The 2,089-nt window shown below is 41.9% G+C and carries 4 protein-coding genes; all 4 read right to left on the bottom strand.

What is annotated here, in order from left to right; translation table 11 throughout:
* Positions 1–107: 107 nt before the first annotated feature.
* Positions 108–338 (bottom strand): DUF2283 domain-containing protein, encoded by a 231-nt coding sequence (locus MRT15_RS10285; protein ID WP_304330010.1) that lies wholly within the window; start codon positions 336–338, stop codon positions 108–110.
* A gap of 68 nt (positions 339–406) precedes the next feature.
* On the bottom strand, positions 407–958 hold the full coding sequence (locus MRT15_RS10280; RefSeq protein WP_304330008.1) for a nucleotidyltransferase domain-containing protein: 552 nt from the start codon (positions 956–958) through the stop codon (positions 407–409).
* A 71-nt stretch (positions 959–1,029) separates the two neighbouring features.
* The gene (locus tag MRT15_RS10275) at positions 1,030–1,416 is read right to left on the bottom strand and encodes a HEPN domain-containing protein (RefSeq protein ID WP_304330006.1); all 387 of its coding nucleotides are present in this window, start codon (positions 1,414–1,416) and stop codon (positions 1,030–1,032) included.
* A gap of 329 nt (positions 1,417–1,745) precedes the next feature.
* The coding region (locus MRT15_RS10270) for a nucleotidyltransferase family protein (RefSeq protein WP_304330005.1) at positions 1,746–2,089 on the bottom strand (344 nt) is incomplete at its 5' end.

The raw sequence follows: 2,089 nt of genomic DNA, 5'->3' as shown, positions 1-2,089 counted from the left end.
CTTCCCACTCATATACATCCACCATTTCCACATCAATCTACGGGTTTACACTTTCCATTTGAAGAGTCTTAACGTTCTGCTCCAATACGTTACGCGCCATCCTTGCCTCATCTATGCCAACCAGTGTTGGTGTGTAGTCTGCTATGCACCTCGCCCCCCCAGCTTATCTTTGAGAGTATTAGTTTAACTGCCTCCCTCTTCGCCTTAGCCAATTCAATTAGCACATTCATTAACCCCCTCTTCGAAGCATCCAACACTTCCACTGAAACAACCCTCCCATCACAATCATAACCCAAAACAACATCATCAACCAACCCCTCACCAAACTTCAAAACCAAACATCAGCATCAGAATCATAATTCATAATCAAATTCATCCTTCAACCGCCCTCATTTAAACCTTCAAGTTAGCTTAGATCTTTTGAATGTATTCTCCATCCCGTCTTGTATCTACGTATCTTCAACTTCTCCTTAACTTCCTCATATGTTTTCAGCATTTCCCTCCATAATCCATCATCGTATATCACCTTCCCCTCCTCGAATGCTTCTATAATTTCATATTCAGCTTCATTTATGGCTTCAAGAAGCTCTTTCAAGGTATATATCCTTGGATCCACCACTCCAACTGGTGGCAACTTGGCGTATGGTATAGCTTCATCCACAACTATAATTGCATCTATATCGCTACTCGGCTTCCAAGCTCCACGAGCTCTAGAACCTATAACCACCACAGCCCTCACCCTTGTAAGCTTGGATAACAGCCCTATATAGTCTGCTAGGTAATCTATAGCTGGCCTCCCATCCCAAATCCTTCCTATATCTATTCTAAGCATTCCCTCAACGTATCCGTTGTCGGATAGTTGACATTTTGTTACTATCCGTTCCATCTTGGCCGTGTTGGCTTCATTGATGGCTTTCAGGGGCAACGGAGCTCCCCTCATCCTGAGTATACGCTTCACCACATATCGCCCAGAAGGGGCATTCGGTGCTACTCTTCAATTGGAATATGCTGAAGAAACATCATATAAAGTTAACTATTCAGAAACTGCTGAAAAACCCATAATCTCCTCATAACCTCAACGCATTCTTCAGCTATACTTAAGCAGTATTCCACTCCAGCCCTCCTAGTTGCATCAGGATACCTAGAAGCATAGTTGTGAATAGTTAACTTCGATAACTCATTCAATATTGTAGGATCTTCAACTCCAACCTCCCGCGCCAACTCCATCAAGTCATGTATAGGTATGAACATCCCCCTCTTAATCAGTATGGCTTTAAGCAACTTTTCACATGATTGTTGAGCGTGAAAACATGCCTCTTTAAAAGAACCTCTATTAAGTGCGGAAATAGCTTCCTCATAATCGCCCTTAGCATACTCAAGCCACTCCCTCCAATCATCTGAAGCCAACTTCGGCATAAATCAAGAACTCCAGCTTAACAACTCCTCAGTAAATCTTTAAGTATTCTGGTTTGTTAATTTCCATGAACCCCAAATAAATAATGTAATCTAAATTTTTAACCCAATCCAAAATTTTCGGAAATCTCTTGGAATTATACAAAGCTCTACACATCTATATGCATCTCCCCACGTGCCGCTGAACCATAAAGACTTAATTCAACAAGTACACCCTTAAGTAAGCTGACCACACCACTTAAGAAGACTTCAACCCCCCCTTAAGCTCAAGCTTCAATGCTACTTTCTCGAGCAATTCAATCCGCCTCCATTACAACCCTAGCTTTTCATCCTCATTGTATGCTGGTATGCATGCTATTATCATGTTCGGTAATTGGAGGCTTCATTGATATTAACTCATCATATGTTTTCATGTAGAGGTGCTCGTAGACTCCATTCTTCTCAATTACAATCATGCCCCTCCTTAAGACTTCCAGCCTGAACTTTGGGGGGAGCTGGTCTAATGGTACTAAGTCTATTGGCATGCCCAATTCCAATTCCAACTCCACCCTAAGCTTCAATAAATCATCGAATTTTAGCTCCTTAGAGTATACGGCTACATCTATGTCTCTGAATGCGTTTCCACTCAAGAAGCTTCCGAAAATTATTGCAAGCCCCACATCATGCTTCTCCAATA

This window comes from Candidatus Culexarchaeum yellowstonense (assembly GCF_024707025.1).
Taxonomy (GTDB): Archaea; Thermoproteota; Methanomethylicia; order Culexarchaeales; family Culexarchaeaceae; genus Culexarchaeum.
The sequence above is the reverse complement of the archived record's forward strand: the minus strand, read 5'-3'. Positions and strand labels throughout refer to the sequence as shown.